Raw genomic sequence first — 17,226 nt, forward strand, 5'->3', positions numbered from 1 at the left:
GTCGCGGAAACCTCTATCACTCAGGCACTGTCGGGTATTTCATACCGGCAACTTCTTGCATCAACCGGATCACCTGGGTGCTGTATCCCGCTTCATTGTCATACCAGACGTAAAGCACGAGGCGGTTGCCGTCGACGATCGTGGCCTGGCTGTCGACCACACCGGCATGGGTGGAGCCGACCAGGTCAGAGGAGACCAACTCGGTTGACGCCGTGTAGTCGATCTGGTCCTGCATCGGCGATTGAACGGAAATCCCACGCAGGTAGTCGTTCATTTCCGCGTCTGTCGTTTCGCGCTGAAGGTTCAGGTTGAGGATTGCCATGGAGACATTGGGAACCGGCACCCGAACCGCGTTGCCGGTCAACTTGCCCTTCATTTCAGGCAGGCACTTTGCCACTGCGCTGGCCGCACCTGTGCTCGTCAACACCATGTTCAAAGGCGCGGCCCGACCGCGGCGATCGCCCTTGTGATAGTTGTCGATCAGGTTCTGGTCGTTGGTGAAGGCGTGAATGGTTTCCACGTGGCCATTCTCGATCCCGAACCCGTCATTGATCACCTTGAGTACCGGCGTGATCGCGTTGGTGGTGCACGAGGCAGCGCTCAGAATGTCATCATCTTCGGTAATGTCACCATGGTTCACGCCATAGACGACATTCTTGATGTTGCCTTTTCCCGGCGCGGTCAGGATGACCTTCGACGCGCCCGAACATTTCAAGTGTTGACCAAGCCCTTCCTCGTCGCGCCAAATCCCGGTGTTGTCGACCACCAGCGCATTACGGATGCCGTATTTGGTGTAATCCACCTCGGCAGGCGAGTTGGCGTAGATCACCTGAATGTAATTGCCGTTGGCAATAATCGCGTTCTGTTCTTCGTCAACCGTGATTGATCCGCTGAACGCGCCGTGAACGGAGTCCCGCCGCAGAAGGCTGGAGCGTTTCTTCAGATCACCGCCCTTGCCGCCACGCACGACGATTGCGCGCAACCGCATTTTGTTGCCGGCGCCAACGCGCTCGATCAGCATGCGGGCGAGGAGACGGCCAATGCGCCCGAACCCATAAAGAACGACGTCCTGCGGTTCCTGCAAAATAGAGGTTTTGCCGGTGTTGATGCTGGCAAGCTGCTCCAGCACGAAGCTCGAAACATCGCCGCCCTCCTCCATGTAGCGGTGACACAGCTTGCCGAGGTCGACACGGGACGCGGCGAGATCCATCTCAAGCATCGCCTTGACGATTTCGAGACTTTTGGAGACTTCCAGTTCCTGCCCGGTAATCTGCAAGGCATAACGGTGTGCCTTGAGGATCTCGATTGCGGAGTTGTTCAGCAGTCGCCGTCCAAAGATCCGGATGTTGATGCCGTAATCCCGATAGAGATGGCCAACCAGCGGGATCATCTGCTCGGCGGCGGACTGTTGTTCCTTCCAGTTGTCGAAGTGATTATCCATGGCCGCCATTTCCAGCAACTCCCTTATGGTATTTCCAGCGCAATATCTGGCCGTCTTCAGGGTCAGGACCCCGGCTCGCGCCCGGTGTTTAGCTCTTGTGCAAACACAATGTCCATAAGCTGTTTGAAGATTAATCGATTGAAATTGGGGGGCTTTGTCGGCGGAGCATTTTTGTCCCTTTTCGACACATCATGAGCATGCCAGATCATCGGAAATCGACACATGGATGCTTGGGTTGATTGTAAAATCTTAAGGCAGGTACTGGTTGTTCGCGGGCATCATCTGGTGTGGCTGTTAAAGCCGCTTTTCGGTCTTGTGCAGGCATACGTGCACTGCGCTGCAAAAGTCAGCTTCGAACCCAAACAACCGATTGCTGCGCCTTGCATGAAGGTCGGCTTTGCCGCCATTGTCCATAATCACACCAAGCTTTGCGGAGTTATGGTGCCGCTTAAGTTAAGCAGCGCAATAATGTTGTTCCACGGGGAGTGTCGTGAACGCGTGGCTTAGCCTCCGAACCCCGCCACCTCGGGAAGCCATGTGGACAAAGCTGGGAATGCAAAGACGAGGATCAGGCCCAGAAGCATCAGCGCTGCATAGGGCAGGGCGCCGCGGATTACTTCGGACAAAGGGGCTTTGGCAATACCTTTGATGACGAAAAGGTTCATCCCCACGGGAGGTGTGATCAACGCAAGTTCGAGGTTGATCATAAGCAGGATACCATACCATATCGGGTCGATCCCAAGTGCCAGCATTACAGGAAAAACAATTGGCGTCGTGATCAGGATTATCGAGATTGTCTCGAGGAACATGCCCAGCACAAGAATGAGCAACATAACTGCAACGACAAACAGGGCGGGGCTGAGTCCGATTGCCGTCACTTGTTCGACGATCTCGATTGGGAGACGAATGATGGTTACTGCATGACCAAACAGCGCAGCAGCCGCCAGGATCATGAAAAGCATAGCCGTTGTGCGCACTGTCTCAAACGCTGTAACCCAAAGGTCACGGAGACCGAAATTCCGGTAAACCAGAACACTGATTAACAGAGCGTAGAGGCAACCGATTGAAGCAGCTTCAGTCGCTGTAAAGATTCCGAGGTAAATCCCGCCTAACACGACCGGCGGCATCAACAAGGCCCAGATCGACTGTCTTATGCGCGCCCAGATGACCCGCATGCCTGCAAAAGGTTGGGAGACAACTGCGCTCCCAAACCCGGCGCTGATCATCGCCCAGACTGCAAAAATGGCCGCCATCATGATACCCGGCAACAACCCGGCTAGAAAGAGAGCTCCGATCGATGCCTCGGTTACGATTGCATAAAGAATGAGTGGTCCAGAGGGTGGGATTAAGATCCCCAGCGTACCGCCAGCCGCAATCACGCCGTAGGAATAACTCGGGCGGTAGCTGAAGCGCTTCATCTGCGGGATGGCCGTCGAGCCGATTGTCAGCGCCGTTGCAACAGAAGAACCGGAAATGGCTGCGAAAATGGTACAGGAAAGGATCGTTGCAACTCCAAGACCACCACGCAGATGGCCGACCATGGCATTGGCTGCGTCATAAAGGTCCTTGACCACACCAGCACGGATCATCACGTGCGCCATGAAGGCAAACATCGGTATCGCCGTTAGAAGTCCGTTGTTCAGTTTGGCAAACACCGTATCGGCTGCGCTGTTCACGTTGCCTTCCGTCAGCAACATTATGATCAGCGATGTCAGCCCCAGTCCGGCAAAGATTGGCATGCCTGTTAGCAGGAGGACAATCAAACCGGCCAAGATCAGAAACGTCATCATGGCCGGCGCACCGTCACAAGTGTGAAGATGCGAGCCAGCGCCGCAAGGATCAAAATGATCATGCCGATCAGCAGAAAACCTTGTGGAATCCACATTTGGATGCCCAGATATCCATCTGAATAGATGCCGAAGTCATATGAAAACCGCACCATGAGCACCGCGCTATAAAGAACAGCTGCGGCTACCAGGATCACACCAACCATCCCCCAAACCTCGATCAGCCACTGAATTCGGGGGCCAGCGCGTTCAGTCAGCAGGTCGACCCCGAAATGTTCGCCGCGCAAGAGTACTTCGCCAGCTCCGAGGGCCACCATAGCCACAACGATAAAGCCGTTGAGTTCGTCGGAAAAAGTGATCGGTGTTCCAAGGACGTAGCGCATGAAAACGCTATAACTCACCACTCCAAAGACGATGAGCACCAGCAATGCGGCAATGCCTGCCCCGGACAACGTAATCAGGCGCACCCCGCGTTCCACCCCTGAGACCGGCAAGGCCTCAGAGGCGTCAGTTTCATGATCTAGTTTCACGTTAGTTCGAAATCTGGTTGACCAGCTCCAGCAGCTTGACGCCGTCTTCGCCGGTTGCGTCGCCAAACGACTTGTCGAAAGCCGGTACCATTATCGCATTCCAGGCAGCTTCTTCCTCGGGTGTTTGGAAATGCACCTTCATACCGTTATCGGCCAGTTGCTGAGGCGCCGAGGCCGACGCTTCTTCGGACGCGGCAACCGCCCATTCCGCAGCTTTGGTCCCCGCCTCGGCAATCGCAGCCTTCTGCGCATCAGTCAGACCGTCATACCAGGCCGGGTTGAGGTAACCGTGGAAGAACACGCTAAAGAGCGGCACGACCGTGACGTGGTCTTGCACTTCGAAATACTTGCGCGAATAGGCGGCTGCAATATCGGTCATGCCCGCATCGATCACGCCGGTTGAAAGCGCTTCATAAACCTTCGATCCCGACATCGCTGAAGGCGCAGCACCCATGGCGACAAGGCCCTCATCGGCCACTGGGTTCAGTCCCCTGATCTTGACGCCTTCGAAGTCTTCGGGATTGATCAACGGTGACCCCTTCGAAGTCATCGCCGTCATTCGCGTAGTGAAAAGCCACACCGCGTTTTGCACGCCTTTTTCAAGGAGCTTTTGGTCCAGAAACGCAGCCGCATCGCTGCCCGGCCAAGCAGCAAGTGTCTCCAGATCAGTTACGGCATAAGGTTTCAGCGTCACGTTCATGATGGGTAGGGTCTTGCCCCACTGCGGGTTGATCGAAAATGCGCATTCGATGTTGCCTTTGGCCACGGACGGGATGTTTTCCCGCGCGCCAACGAGGCTGTTTGCGCCAAATACCTGAACGTCGATTTCTCCGTTTGACAGGGTTTCAATCTCTTCGGCCCACCGATCGATGACCTTCGCGATATGGTGCGCAGGCGGTAGCTGGTGGCTGCAGCGCATCTCGGTTGCTTCGGCGTGAGCCACACTGCTCATGGTCGTTGCGGCCAGCAATGCGGCGGCTGCAGTTTTCAGGATGTTCATATTCTCCTCCATTTTGTCATCCAGTTGATTGTTGGGCGTGCCAGCTGATCTGGCGCGGAGCTCCTGCACGCGCCAGCGCACCGCGAAGATGTTCATCAGGCATTTCGGATGCGGCGATCTCGCGGGCAGACATCAGCTTTTCCAGATCGATGCCGGTCGCAAAGCCCTTTCGTTCACAAAGGTATATTAGGTCTTCAAAGACCACGTTCCCGGTCGCGCCAGGGGCAAAGGGGCAGCCTCCGAGACCCGCCAGCGAGCCATCGATCACCCGGATTCCAGCGTCGAGGGCAGCAGAGGCATTGGCGACCCCCATCCCCCTTGTGTCATGCAGATGAATGCTCAGCGCGACATCGCCCAGTTCATTTTTTACACACTCAACAAGGTCTTGCACCTGATCTGGGCCTGCAAATCCCACGGTATCCGCAAGACCAATGATGTCTGCGCCGGCGTCCGCACACGCTGCTGCGATACGCACAACTTCGTCTGGGTCGACTTCACCGGCAATCGAGCAGCCGAAAGCCATAGAAATACCGGCCTGAACCAAAGGTAAGGTTTCCGAGTTCCTGGCCATTTCAACGGTTCTACCGACCAGAGCGATTGCGTCCTTCCGAGAACGGCGGGCGTTTGCCTGGCTATGCTCTTCGGTTGCCGAGACGACCGTGACGATTTCACCGACCGGGGTTTGAACTGCATCAGCTGCACCTCGATCGTTCAAGACAAGTGCCGCCGAATGCACGTCAAGACGTTGGCAGATGTCGATGATCTCCCGAACATCCGCGAACTGCGGCATAGCCATTGCCGGAAGGAAAGATCCGATCTCAAAATGTCGAACACCGGCGGAACTTTCCCGTCGCAGCCAATCGGCCTTCGCTGCTGTTGACGGGTGCCGTTGGACCATCTGGAGACCGTCGCGCAAACCGACTTCCCGCAACACGACCCTGTCGGGAGGGTACACTTCGGACAGACGGGTCACGCCGTTCTCCTGTTAACAGCGCCGCTTGCGGCCTGTACTTCAGAAGGTGACAGTCCAAGCTCTGAAAGAACGTTTTCGGTATCATGACCGACATCTGTGACATCGAGTGATGCCGGACGGGGACTGTCGCCATCAACTTCTATGGGCAATCCCGGAGCCCGGAATACCTGCCCACCAGACAGCATCGAGTGCTGTAAACCGCCGGGACGCAAGACATGTGGATCCCGATACATGTCAGCCGGACGGTTGATTGGAGAAAAGGGTATGCCTGAAGCTTCAAGAATTTCGACCAATTCAGTGAAATCGCGTTTATTGATCGCTTCTGCAAAAATGGGGATCGTCCAGTGCCGCGCTTCGATTTGGCTCATTTTCGTCTGGAGCCGGCTATCCTCCAGCAAATGCTCTAATCCGATGGCGTTGCACAATATCTGCCAATGGCCCTCCGTGACAGCACCCACAAAGATCTGGCGCTGGTCATGCGTGTCGAAGATATCGTAGACCGGCCAAGAAAACTCCCGCTCGGGCATAGGGGCTGGTTCGCGTCCGTCCAGATCGAACTGAACCATGTGTTGCATGACAAGCATTAGGCAATTCTCAAAAAGGCCGACGCGTAAGGCGCGCCCCTGGCCGGACTGTTGTCGCTCCATCAGGGCCCCGAGAACCGCAAGAGCCCCGAAAACCCCACCCATGATGTCATTTGCAGACGAACCAATGCGCAATGGACGACCCGTTGGGCCAGTCATGTAGGCCATTCCGGTCATCATCTGAACGACTTCGTCCATTGCCGTTCGATCCTGATAGGGACCGCGCAGGAAGCCTTTGCAGGACGTTATGATCAGTTTGGGGTGCTTGTTTCGCAACTCGGAGGGCGCAAATCCCATCTTGTCAAGTGACTGGTCGCGGAAGTTCTCAACGAAAACATCGGCGGTAGCCAACAGCCGATCGAGCGCAATCGTTCCTGCCTCGGCCTTGAGATCCAAAGTGATCGAGCGCTTGCCGCGATTGAAACTTGGAAAGAACCCACGCCCCATTCCTGTCAGGTGCCTTGTCTTATCCCCTGCAGGAGGCTCAACCTTGATCACCTCGGCCCCGAGATAGGCGAGGACTTGGCCGCAACTTGGCCCCATTATCATGTGGGTCATTTCAACGACCCTGATGCCCTGCAAGGGTCTGAAATCGTTTGACACCGTTTGTGCTCCGGTTGGACTCGCGCCAGCCAACGGTACTCGATCGGCGTGCTTTGCAAAATTTCAATGTTAGTAAAGCTCCTTTCTGTTATTGAGAACGCATGGACAGTCGACAGCTCCGATATTTTGCAGCGATCTTTGAGGAAGGTGCGCTGGCTCGCGCCGCGGATCGGGAAAGGGTCGCAGTGTCTGCTTTGAGCAGGCATCTTTCCAATCTGGAAGCTGAACTTGGAACGCCGTTATTTGAGAGATTGCCAAGGGGCGTTCGGCCGACGGCATCTGGTGCTCGATTGTATGAGCACGCGCGAGCGATCCTGCGCTCCATGCAGGCCGCCAGTGCCGATATCAGAGATAATGCGAACGAGGTTGCGGGTGAGATCTCGGTGGGCTTTGCGCATTCGGCCGTTAAGGCAATCGGTGTGCCCCTGGTGCAGCGTGTCTCGCAAGCCTATCCGAAACTCCGCCTGCATCTTTCCGAGATCTTTTCCGGGTCCACCGCCCAGCAGCTTGCGTCTTCGGAAGTCGATTTGACCCTTACCTACAATCAGTCTCCTGACTCACGCTTCAGGTTCCAGCCAATATTGGAAGAAGAGTTGGTTCTGGTGGGCCGCCCGGATGTAATGGGCGGGACTGATGCAATCAGCTTTGAGGCACTGCTGGAATTACCGCTGATTATTCTTCGTCAAGGCCTGAACACCCGGGCCGTGATGGACGATCCGTCCCTGCTTAGACGGATCGAAGAAAACGCTCAGTTCCAGATAAACTCGATCGCCGCTATCGGCGGATCCCTTCTTTCTGGCATCGGCTGCCTCATAGGCACCGAGTTTATCCTGAAAGAACACATTGACGCAGGCACATTGGTGACTCGCCCGATTGTCAGGCCGAAGCTCAGTCGCGCGCTCTATATCGGAGAATTGAGCGATCGCCCGGCAACGTTTGCCTTAGAGGCTGTGCGTCAACTCTGTATCGAACTCACGGTTGAAGCGGTGGAAGCGCGGCAATGGAAAGCGACGCTGTCAGGTTAACCGCATCACATCGATATCGGTTCGAAGCAGCCGTTCACTGCGAAGTGTTCCGCTGATCGCTTTGCACCACAGGCACCAGTTCGAACAATTTGATCAGATGACGCCTTGGTCCGCTCCCTGTTTGCCGATCTCGATCGCAGCGAAGGCTCAATACGGAACCAGTGTCAAACAGCGGCATTCAATAATGGTTTGGGAGGTGTAGCCCGCATCGCGGCGACAATCACGCCATGCATGCGAACGTATTCTGCATTCGAGAATGCATGACGTTGTAAATACTGCGCAAAACATGAACGTCCGCTCGGCAATCAAAACTGCGCTCATGCGCGACCACTACAGTTCTATGTTGTTAGTTGGACTTTTCTGTCTTTGGTGGGCCGCCGCCAAGCGCTCTGCTGAGTTTGTCCGAGAGTGCAAAGAAACGTTTGCTTTCTTCTGGTCCGAGGATGTTCTCGATAATCTTGTCACCCTCTCGCCAAATGTCTGCGACACCCGCAAGAGCCGTCAGCCCTTCAGCTGTGATGTTGACGACATCGGCGCGTCGATCTGTAGGGTTGGTCTCACGTTGCACGTATCCAAGTGTTTCAAGCCGAGAAATCATCGAACTCATGGTTCCAGGTGAGACGCTGAACTGTTTGGCAAGGTGCTGCTGAGAGGACGGTCCGATTTGCAATAGCGCATCCAGAACAAGAGCTTGTCGATGCCGTATCTTGGATGATCCGAGCAGGTTTTCCAATTGCTTCTCCATTATTGCCGCTGAATGGAGGAAGGGGTGAATTTGTGCGTGCTGACGTTTCATGAACTCACTTTAAGTGAACTTGCGGCCTATCAAAAGAGCCAGAATACGACCAGGAAAAATAGTTCTAATTCAAATTGTTTCAGTTGATAGTAAATCAAAAAGCCGCTAATCAGATGTAATCTCGACAAGCTATGAAAAGGACGCACTATGCGACTTGCCATAATTTCTGCTGCGCTGCTCGGAGCAACTGGCATTGCCGGCGCCGACGCACCAAAGGTTCCGTCTGAAGCGCCGTACATCGTCCTCAGCGACAACCAGGACGAACCAAACGGATACGGGTTTTGCATCGATACATATGGCCCCGGGCGGTCCGATCTGTTGCAGACCCATTCTTGCAAACCACCCAGTGAGGGCGAGCCGCGCAGCTATGAGGGGCATGACACCCGCTTTGAGTACAACACAACCACCATGCAGGTCGTGTCCTACCCTTTCGAAGGCTTCTGCATGCAGGCCTTAGTCGCGACTGGAAAGTCGGAGTTTGCCCTGCTGGAATGCAGCGATCATTCGCGCCAGAAGTTCATTTACAATGAAGCAGATCAGACCCTGAGACTGAATGAGGACAAGGCGATTTGTGTGGCGGTCGCTGCGGAAACCGTCCCAGCGGGTCCCTGGGTGAAACGGCCACTCACTTTGGGAACCTGCGATGAGATCGATGCCTCGCTGAAGCAATGGAAAGTTGTCAGCCAATGACTCAAGTTGGGGTCGGCGGCGAGCTCGACACCTCAGCACAGGAAGGTTTTGAACGTCTGACCCCAACAGCAGTTTCAACCATTGCAGACACCTTTCAACTGACCGCAATGTCCGCTGACCTGGCGTTCATTCACCGAGCAGAAAAAGTCCGGAACCGCCCGCGCGAGTGCCGTCTCCTATGACGAGGCTGCCAGGATCTTCGGCACCTTGTTCGGACGAAGGCGATGGGCGTCCGGCATGCCCTTGCCCAAAAGGGGGCGAAGATACATCCGGAACTCGTCTGTAACATCGTGACCGGAAGCCGTTATGAATTCGTCGGGCATTGTGCGGGTCTTTCCGGCGACCATTTCCAGCGGCACCAGTTCGTAATCCACCGAGTAGTGGCCGGTGCGTTTTATCGTCACCGATCCGTCGCGATCGCCGAACATCCCGTACTGGACGGCCTTTTCACCGACCTCTCGGGCTTCATTCTGGTCAACATCGGAAACGCATCCGACAAAGCTTCGCTGGATATAGCCGAGCGTGTCTCCCCGGACCCGCGTGATTTGCAGCTCCTCCTTGACCTTCTGCGTCAACAGATCGGCCAGTGCACCGCTTCCGGACAATTGCACATTGCCATGTGCATCGCGCTCGACCTCCTTGGCCAGCTTGGCGATGATCGGCTCACCCGAGCCGTCATGGATGCCTTCACTGACGGCAACGACGCAGCGCCCGTAGCGTTCATACACCTGCTTGACGTCACCGATGAACCGATCGATCTCGAAGGTACGCTCGGGCATGTAGATGAGATGTGGACCATCATCGGAGAATTTCTTTCCCAATGCCGATGCGGCGGTGAGAAAACCGGCATGGCGCCCCATGACAACGCCAATATAGATGCCGGTCAGCGCCGCATTGTCGAGATTGATGCCCATGAATGCTTGAGCCACATACCGCGCGGCTGAGGGAAAGCCTGGCGTGTGGTCGTTCTCGACCAGGTCATTGTCGATGGTTTTCGGAATATGGATGCAGCGCAGATTGTAGTCTGCCTTGCGCGCTTCATCATTCACGATGCGAACCGTGTCCGAGGAATCGTTGCCGCCGGTGTAAAAGAAATAACCGATCTTGTGCGCCCGCAGGACCTTGAAGATTTCCTGGCAATACTTCAGGTCCGGTTTGTCGCGCGTCGAGCCAAGCGCCGAAGACGGCGTGTTTGCGACCATTTCCAGATTGTGGGTGGTCTCCTGGGTCAGATCGTAAAAATCCTCGTCCAGTATCCCGCGCACGCCGTGCACGGCGCCGTAGATCAACTCGACGGAGCGGAACTTGCGTGATTCCAGGACCGCCCCAACCATGGACTGGTTGATAACCGCCGTTGGACCGCCTCCCTGGGCGACCAGTACCTTGCCGTGAAACACAGAGATGTCCTCCCGAATCTATCTATAGAAACTGGCACCAATGATGGTCAAAGAACAAGCGTCTAATTGGACGGCCGGCATTATCGGACCAAACTCATCCTCGCTGCGGCCTTGGGCTTGATCACTTGTGGACGCATGGACGCACTTGCGTTTGCTGTCTAGCCCAATCCGGCGCGTAAACCCTTAAATTTTTGCGTCATGCCTCGGACGGATACTCCGGGAGATCCCAAGCACAATCAAAAGCAGGACGACAGGCAGAAGCGCCAGCGGGCTCCCCGCCGCGATCAGTGCCGTGCCCGCCGCACAGGAAATGGACGCACCGGCCTCCGCGAGCGTCGAGGCCTTCGAAGCGACCTGCCGGCGCCGGAAGGTTGTGCGTTCGGCTTGAGATCGAAACCAGAGTTGAACCAGGATTGCACTTGCTGCTGCGATCATCGCGCCGGCAAAGGTGACCACTGCCCCCCATAACGATATGAGCGCCAGGCACAGAGCAATCGGCAGTAGTATTGTGGCGATAAGCGTCAGGACCGACAACACTTTCGCCCAGAGGCGTGTAAACAGGGAGATGGGGGCCGTTGCGATCAGATCGGGGGCATCTTCACCGGAGATGGTCAGCCAGGCAAGGCCGCCGGCAAGCTGGCCGACTGCCATAACGATAACGGGAGCGATAATCACGGAAATCTCGGTGTTCTCGCCAAAACTGACCCAGAGCATGACAGCCGGCGGGATAAGATAGAGAACCTGCATCAGTGTCTGGGAAACCAGCCACGGGTCGCGGAAGATCAGACTGAGTTCCTTGTGAACAAGCGCGCCGAACGGCGAGTAACTGCGAAAGGCCCGTTCGGATGCGCGTCCGCGCGTGGTCTTTTCCGTGACACCGAGTGCCAACACGACAATGCGGCGAAACTGAACCGCGCCAAGCCAGGCTCCCATCGCAAAAAACAGGACGGAGGCTGCAAAGATCAGAATAACGGCATTGGTCTGTCCGGCCACAGCGTGGGCGGGAAACCACCATGGGGAGCCTGCAGACGGCGCATGGTTCGCCAGAAAGGCCGGGTCGAAGAGAGTGAACCGGGAGATCGACCCGAAGGACAGGATTGCAACCACCTGCATCCCGATCAGGAAGGCCGCACCGACAATGGCAGCCAGTATTTGCGCAGTGAGGCGCGTACGCTGCGCGCCCACCGTTCGAAACAGCGCGAGCGTGATCAACACACCTGCTCCTGTTGCGCTCAGCGATACTGAAAGAAGAACCACATATCCCGCAAGCCAATGCTGCCCGCCAAGCACCACGGCAACGTTGAGGAAAGGAGACATGACGAGTGCCGACATCACCCAGCTTGTCAGAGCCATCATGACGATACGCACAAGAAACAGGTCACGGGAGGGCGCGGGTGAAGACAGTATCAGGTCGAGATCATCGCGGGCGTAGAACGCGCGCGTTACCGATTCCATCGCCTGCGACAGCATCATGGTGAAGCTGAGCAGGACAGTGACCGAAAGCATTGCTTGCGTGGTCTGATCGAGCATGATCCCCGTGGCAAAATAGGGCGAAAGCACGGCGTACGCGATCAAATGCATGATCGCATAGAACATGCCCATGCCGATCAGTGCGCGCCGCAGGCTGGTGTTGCGCCAGCCCGAAAACATCCAGGCCCAGTCGCGCCAGGCGAGTCGCAATTCATGCCTTGAAAAACGCATCAGGGCGGAATGTGCTGCGAGTGCGCTCATGCCACCTTCTCGTCAGGGTAATCTGCTTTGCCCGTTTGTGCGCCGCCTTCGGAGCCGCCGCCCACGATTTTGAGGAAAATGTCCTCCAGGGAATTGCCGTCGGCGCTCGCTCGTTCGCGCAACTCTTCCAGCGTGCCTTCGGCAACGAGCTGTCCGCGCGCAATGATCCCGATCCGGTCAGCCATCCGCTCCGCGACTTCAAGGATATGCGTCGTCATGACGATCGACACACCCTGCGCAACAAGGCCGGACAGCACCTTCTTCACCTGCCGCGCAGATCCTGCATCAAGTCCGGTGAGCGGCTCGTCGAGGATTATCAAACGCGGTTCGTGGATCAGGGCACCGGCAAGCGCCACTTTCTGACGCATCCCCTTGGAGAACCCGCCACAACGTTCATTGGAATGAGACGCAAGTCCGAAGGAGTCGAGCAGAGTATCGGCCCTGAAACGCGCAAGGTCCGGTTCCATGCTCCAGAGGCCTGCCACAAACTCAAGATATTCGAGCGGTGTCAGCTTGTCGTAAACCATGGGTTCATCCGGGACCCAGGCCAGGACATGCTTTGCGGCAATCGGGTCGGAAAAAGCGTCGATGCCACAGACCTTGACGGAGCCCGCATCAGCCTCGAGCAGTCCCGCCACCATCCTCAGCGTCGTCGTTTTGCCCGCGCCGTTCGGACCCAGCAGGGCATAGAATTCACCATCACGCACTGTCAGCGAGAGATCGTTTACTGCGGGTTTGCCAAAGCATTTTTTGAGATTGAGAATATCGAGTGCGGCAGGGCTGGAGGACGGCATCAGTATCTCGTCGAAAGGAGGTTTCGGCGAGTTTACCGCGGGGACCTTTCGCTAGGGTAAAATCCGGTCATTAGTCGCGCATCGAGGCACCCTGAACGAACAGAAGAGCCCAAAGTGGCGAAAGATACGTACAGCATTATTGGCTGCTATACGCCCCCAAGTCTGCATTTCAACGTCCTGAGGTAACACCCTAAAAGCCGACACTCATCTTGGACGCAGTGAATTCACAGGTTGGGCGGGAAGCAGACGTTCGCGGCACGGGTAAGGAATGTCCGCTCTGCGGGATTTCTTACCTTAGGTTCACTGGTCGATTTCTGACACAGCGCACCCGTCGCTGCGTTGAAGTTGGTTTCAACAAACCGAGGACTCGGTCCGCAGGAAAAGCATGCTACTAAAAGCCGGCTCCTCCAACGTTTAAGTCTTGGCATTGCGACAAAAGCCAATTCTTAAACACGATTGCGGATCTGGATAGGTAAACTCCATTTGGAATTCCCAGATAATAAGCAAACGAAGTATCGAATGTATGTCCAAAAGGGTTCATCAATACGCCGGTTGAAAGTTCGTTTTGAATCATGCTCTCAGGGAACAAGGCGACACCGAGCCCGTTTATCGTCGAGCTAAGCTGAAAATGCGGCTCTTGCGGTATCAGTTGTGCTTTGGAAGGCAAGAACTCCAGTTGATTGTTGTTGAACCATTCTTGCCATCTCGATTCATCGTCAACATGCAATAACGCGCGGTTTTTCAATTCTGCAGGTAAGGTAAAAGGGTGTTCATGCCAGTACTCCGGACTGCAGACAACAACCATACTTTCAGACCAAAGGCGAAAGACCTGAAATTCCTTCCAATCTCCAAGCCCCCATATGATCCCCAAGTCGGCAAACTCGTTCGGACGTTCTTCTTCCGCGAAAGTATTGTTATGGTTTCGGAACGATAATTGCACGTCCGGGTGAGCTTCCCAGAAATCGCCTAAACGTGGCGAAAGCCATCGACTGGCGAACATCGGCAATATGGCGACTCGTACCGCTTCGGCTCGGCCTGTAATCTGTTCCAATCCTGTCTGAATTGACCGTAAACCATTTTCTACATGCGACGCCAGAACCTTTCCTTGAGAGGTCGGCGCCAATCCCTCAGGCTTCCGATCAAACAGGAGAACCTGCAATTCGTCCTCCAATTTTTTGATGTGATAACTCACCGAACTCTGGCTGATGTTCAAGAATTGCGCAGCGAGCGTAATACTATTAAGCCGCAAAACCACAACAAAAACTTGGATTGAATTGAGATTTCTGACGATTTTCACTATTGGATCGTGTTCCTTCCCAGACCCCTGAAACTTCTAAACATCTAAAAATTAGATGCATTGAAGAATCTTTGTATCACATTTTCATGTGAAATTCGTTGAAAGGAAATCAGGTTCTGTCGCACCATTATGGCAACACCGCTTCCCGGTCGAAATGCCGCTTGCCGGAGTGTTCACAAGCAACTCATGCCTTCGAGCTTAGGAGACATTGCGAAACTATAAGGAGCGAAATATGAGCACGATTATCGAGAATATTCGCAAGTATGGATTACTTGTGATCACCGTGTTGGTAGCGAATACTATTGCTGCGTCAGCGGAAACCACACTTGAAAAGATAAAGCAAACTGGAAAGGTAACGGTCGGAACCGAGGCAGCTTTCCCGCCGTTCGAATTCGTAGAGGACGGCAAGATTGTAGGCTATGGCAAGGACATTCTGGATACGATTGTCGCAGATCTCGGAGTTGAGCTAAACCAGTTGGACCTGCCATGGCAGGGTATTCTGCCAGGTGTTCTAGCCGGGAAATTCGATTTTGTAGCGACCAGCGTAACGATCAAACCGGACAGAGCTAAGAAATATGCCTTCACGGTGCCCATTGCCGAAGGCACGACATGGATTATGAAGCGCAAGGGCGATACATCCGTTATGAGCGTGGAAGACATGGCTGGTAAGGTTGTGGGTACGCAACTTGCGTCAGGAAATGAAGCTGCGTCTCGAGCTTTTGAGGAAGACCTGAAGGCCAAGGGGTTGGGCGGCTTCGGTGAATTAAAGCTCTTCACCAGCTACCCGGAAGTTACACTTGCCTTGGCAAATGGTACATTGGACGTGGCCGTACAGAACCTTCCGAACCTTGCCGTCATCATACAAAAACAACCGGACTTGTTCGAGCTCGTGGGGCCAATCACCGATACAAGCTATCTGGCCTGGGTCACACGTCCAGAAGACACTGATTTGCGCGATTACCTGAGCGATCAAATCCTCAAGATGCGAGATAGCGGAAAGATCGATGAACTTCAGGACAAATGGTTTGGTTTCAAGATGAAAATTCCCGGTGACGGCTATCTGCCTGAAGGCGCTCTTTGAGCTCTGAGTTAAGGTTCACAGCCCCGGCCAGCAACTCCAGGGCTGTGAAGATCTAGACAAAAGCCCTGACAGTTGGGCGGAAGCTGTCAGGGCGGCCTTTACCAGGACTGAGCACAGTGAAATTCGACATCAGCTACACTTTCGATGCATTGCCACGTCTTTTTGAAGGATCTCTTGTTACACTAACTTTGGCACTACTCGGATTTGCTTTTAGTGTCGTGCTGGCGACAATTGTTACAGTCGCACGCACCGCTTCAAAGTCCCGAATTCTTGCTTATTCGGTAGCCATCTACATCAGTTTCATCCGTGGTACACCGCTTCTAGTACAGATATTCCTTGTTTTCTATGTGCTTCCGATTGTTGGCATTAACATTGGCCCGATGTCGGCGGGTATTCTCGCGCTGACACTTAACAGCGCAGCGTTCGTGATTGAGATCCTTCGCGGCGGATTGGCATCTGTGCCGCAAGGCCAGTTCGAAGCCGCCCGTTCGCTTGGTCTCTCGGGATTTGCTCTTTGGGTAAAGGTGGTTCTGCCGCAAACGTTTATGGCTTCAATTCCACCTTTAGTGAATGAGTTCACTCAGGTACTAAAGGCGACCGCACTGCTCTCCACCATCACCGTTGTGGAACTCATGCGCGTTTCACAACAAATATACAGCAATAACTACCACCCGGTGGAAGTCCTTACCGGGGCCTTCGTCATGTACTTTCTGATGTGTTTTGCCGTCAGTCGCAGCGCGTCGTTGCTTGAATCCAAATTTGAAGTCAAGCGGGCATAGACGACCATGAGCATCGATCTGTCAATCATTACAAATTATGGCCCGCAGCTCCTCCTCGGCTTCTGGATGACCATAAAGATCGTGGTCGGCGCGATCATTCTGGGTATGCCATTCGGGTTGGTTCTGGCTCTTGGCCGACGCTCGAGACTGGCAATCATACGATTCTTTGCCACGAGTTTCATTGAGGTTTTTCGCAATACGCCGTTTATCATCCAGGTCTTCATGTTATTCTATGTGCTGCCATTTTATGGGCTGCACCTGCCGGCGGAGTATGTCGGTGTGGTGGCATTGGCCGCCTTTGGGAGTGCTTATTTCGCCGAAGTCATTCGCGGCGGGATAGACGCCGTTGCCAAAGGGCAACTGGAAAGTGCACGAGCCACGGGAATGTCGGACTGGCAGGCGATGCGCTACATCATCTTGCCTCAAACGCTGCCAATCATACTGCCTGCGATGACCAATCAGACACTCTCGCTGGTCAAAGAATCTGCAATCTTGTCCACGATTACCGTCGGCGAACTGACGATGGCGGCGATCACCGTCCAGGGCGAGACATTTCGCCCGTTTGAGGCGTTTATCATGGTCGCGCTTTTGTACTGGGCGCTGAACGAAACCTTGGCGATCATCATGCGCCGGGTTGAACGGAAAGTTTCGAGACGAACGAGTAGCAGTTCCCGAGCCAAGGTCGTGCGCGCAGCTCCCGCCGCGACGGAGGGATGAA

Annotated in this window: 17 protein-coding genes; 6 read left to right on the forward strand and 11 right to left on the reverse strand. The window is 54.8% G+C overall.

Going from position 1 to position 17,226, the window contains the following annotated elements; all coding sequences use genetic code 11:
- Positions 1-16: 16 nt before the first annotated feature.
- Positions 17-1,450 carry a glyceraldehyde-3-phosphate dehydrogenase gene (locus LA5095_RS10320; protein ID WP_055114653.1) on the reverse strand — a complete coding sequence of 478 codons (1,434 nt, stop codon included), beginning with the start codon at positions 1,448-1,450 and terminating at the stop codon, positions 17-19.
- A 213-nt stretch (positions 1,451-1,663) separates the two neighbouring features.
- Between LA5095_RS10320 and LA5095_RS10325 the strand changes: the two genes are divergently transcribed.
- Positions 1,664-1,948: a hypothetical protein gene (locus tag LA5095_RS10325; protein WP_055114655.1), complete on the forward strand. Its 285-nt coding sequence runs from the start codon at positions 1,664-1,666 to the stop codon at positions 1,946-1,948.
- On the opposite strand, the gene LA5095_RS10330 is transcribed toward LA5095_RS10325, so the two are convergent.
- From LA5095_RS10330 to LA5095_RS10350, 5 genes are read right to left on the reverse strand one after another with little or no spacing between them, the layout of a single operon-like run.
- Complete coding sequence (locus LA5095_RS10330) at positions 1,945-3,231, reverse strand: TRAP transporter large permease (protein WP_055114657.1); 1,287 nt, start codon at positions 3,229-3,231, stop codon at positions 1,945-1,947. The two genes, LA5095_RS10325 and LA5095_RS10330, sit on opposite strands and share 4 nt — an antisense overlap.
- Positions 3,228-3,758, reverse strand: coding sequence for a TRAP transporter small permease (locus tag LA5095_RS10335; RefSeq protein ID WP_055114659.1), 531 nt, complete (start codon positions 3,756-3,758; stop codon positions 3,228-3,230). The genes LA5095_RS10330 and LA5095_RS10335 overlap by 4 nt, the downstream gene beginning before the upstream one ends.
- A 1-nt stretch (position 3,759) precedes the next feature.
- Complete coding sequence (gene dctP / locus LA5095_RS10340; RefSeq protein ID WP_055115556.1) at positions 3,760-4,758, reverse strand: TRAP transporter substrate-binding protein DctP; 999 nt, start codon at positions 4,756-4,758, stop codon at positions 3,760-3,762.
- Positions 4,759-4,774: 16 nt separating this feature from the next.
- Positions 4,775-5,731, reverse strand: a complete 957-nt coding sequence (locus LA5095_RS10345) for a hydroxymethylglutaryl-CoA lyase (RefSeq protein WP_055114661.1) — start codon at positions 5,729-5,731, stop codon at positions 4,775-4,777.
- Positions 5,728-6,918: a CaiB/BaiF CoA transferase family protein gene (locus LA5095_RS10350; RefSeq protein WP_055115558.1), complete on the reverse strand. Its 1,191-nt coding sequence runs from the start codon at positions 6,916-6,918 to the stop codon at positions 5,728-5,730. The genes LA5095_RS10345 and LA5095_RS10350 overlap by 4 nt, the downstream gene beginning before the upstream one ends.
- Before the next feature lie 101 nt (positions 6,919-7,019).
- Here LA5095_RS10350 and LA5095_RS10355 point away from each other — a divergent pair, with 101 nt between their 5' ends.
- Positions 7,020-7,943, forward strand: coding sequence for a LysR family transcriptional regulator (locus LA5095_RS10355; RefSeq protein ID WP_029062569.1), 924 nt, complete (start codon positions 7,020-7,022; stop codon positions 7,941-7,943).
- Positions 7,944-8,289: 346 nt separating this feature from the next.
- Here the strand turns inward: LA5095_RS10355 and LA5095_RS10360 are convergent, their stop codons facing one another.
- Positions 8,290-8,676: a MarR family winged helix-turn-helix transcriptional regulator gene (locus tag LA5095_RS10360; protein WP_158510363.1), complete on the reverse strand. Its 387-nt coding sequence runs from the start codon at positions 8,674-8,676 to the stop codon at positions 8,290-8,292.
- A gap of 210 nt (positions 8,677-8,886) precedes the next feature.
- On the opposite strand from LA5095_RS10360, the gene LA5095_RS10365 reads away from it, so the two are divergent.
- Positions 8,887-9,429, forward strand: a complete 543-nt coding sequence (locus tag LA5095_RS10365; protein ID WP_055114665.1) for a hypothetical protein — start codon at positions 8,887-8,889, stop codon at positions 9,427-9,429.
- 176 nt (positions 9,430-9,605) lie between these two features.
- Here LA5095_RS10365 and LA5095_RS10375 read toward each other — a convergent pair whose 3' ends face one another.
- The 4 genes from LA5095_RS10375 to LA5095_RS10390 all read right to left on the reverse strand — a co-directional run bounded on the left by LA5095_RS10375 (position 9,606) and on the right by LA5095_RS10390 (position 14,648).
- Positions 9,606-10,826, reverse strand: a complete 1,221-nt coding sequence (locus LA5095_RS10375; RefSeq protein WP_082442478.1) for a 6-phosphofructokinase — start codon at positions 10,824-10,826, stop codon at positions 9,606-9,608.
- Between the two features lie 183 nt (positions 10,827-11,009).
- Entirely contained in the window at positions 11,010-12,557 is a 1,548-nt protein-coding gene (locus LA5095_RS10380) for a hypothetical protein (RefSeq protein ID WP_055114668.1), read from the reverse strand.
- Positions 12,554-13,351: an ABC transporter ATP-binding protein gene (locus LA5095_RS10385; protein ID WP_055114670.1), complete on the reverse strand. Its 798-nt coding sequence runs from the start codon at positions 13,349-13,351 to the stop codon at positions 12,554-12,556. Before LA5095_RS10385 ends, LA5095_RS10380 begins: the two co-directional genes overlap by 4 nt.
- Positions 13,352-13,742: 391 nt before the next feature.
- Positions 13,743-14,648: a LysR substrate-binding domain-containing protein gene (locus LA5095_RS10390; protein WP_144435949.1), complete on the reverse strand. Its 906-nt coding sequence runs from the start codon at positions 14,646-14,648 to the stop codon at positions 13,743-13,745.
- A gap of 232 nt (positions 14,649-14,880) precedes the next feature.
- Between LA5095_RS10390 and LA5095_RS10395 the strand changes: the two genes are divergently transcribed.
- The 3 genes from LA5095_RS10395 (at position 14,881) to LA5095_RS10405 (ending at position 17,225) form a co-directional block, all read left to right on the forward strand.
- The gene (locus tag LA5095_RS10395; RefSeq protein WP_082442479.1) at positions 14,881-15,729 is read left to right on the forward strand and encodes a transporter substrate-binding domain-containing protein; all 849 of its coding nucleotides are present in this window, start codon (positions 14,881-14,883) and stop codon (positions 15,727-15,729) included.
- 116 nt (positions 15,730-15,845) lie between these two features.
- Positions 15,846-16,508: an amino acid ABC transporter permease gene (locus LA5095_RS10400; RefSeq protein ID WP_055114674.1), complete on the forward strand. Its 663-nt coding sequence runs from the start codon at positions 15,846-15,848 to the stop codon at positions 16,506-16,508.
- 6 nt (positions 16,509-16,514) lie between these two features.
- Positions 16,515-17,225 (forward strand): amino acid ABC transporter permease, encoded by a 711-nt coding sequence (locus LA5095_RS10405; RefSeq protein WP_055114675.1) that lies wholly within the window; start codon positions 16,515-16,517, stop codon positions 17,223-17,225.
- Position 17,226 lies beyond the last annotated feature (1 nt).

The organism is Roseibium album (genome assembly GCF_001404515.1).
In the GTDB taxonomy this organism is placed as follows: Bacteria; Pseudomonadota; Alphaproteobacteria; order Rhizobiales; family Stappiaceae; genus Roseibium; species Roseibium album.